Below are 355 nucleotides of genomic sequence, written 5' to 3'. Positions count from 1 at the left end.
ACTACCCTCAGAGATACTAAGCCCCTTATAAACTTCATTAGCATGCATACGTGAAAAAAGTTCAGCGGCTGGTTTCAATACGGGACCTAAGCACGAGATGGAAAGCGACCTAATATGCGCTCGATATATAGATATTATCCTCTCAGCCTCGCTAAAATAATGAGCCCCTTTGTTAAGCTTATTACTGACCAACTTTTCTTCACCTTGCAGAATCTCAAGCGCTTTAATATCGTCATTGATATTTACAGAAGCCTCTGCACGGGCTAAATCCTCTAGACTCTTTTGTGTTATCGCCTTCTCGTTTTCGAGTCGCTGATGAATTTTAGTATAATTATCCAGTGTGACGGCCTGCCCC

1 protein-coding gene is annotated in these 355 nt (G+C 42.3%); it reads right to left on the bottom strand.

Annotated features, from left to right (window positions below; all coding sequences use genetic code 11):
• A partial coding sequence (locus tag AC0L20_RS40255) for a hypothetical protein (protein ID WP_473295709.1) occupies window positions 1–355 on the bottom strand: 355 nt, incomplete at both ends.

The organism is Bradyrhizobium sp. Kon58 (genome assembly GCF_055807455.1).
The sequence above is the reverse complement of the archived record's forward strand: the minus strand, read 5'-3'. Positions and strand labels throughout refer to the sequence as shown.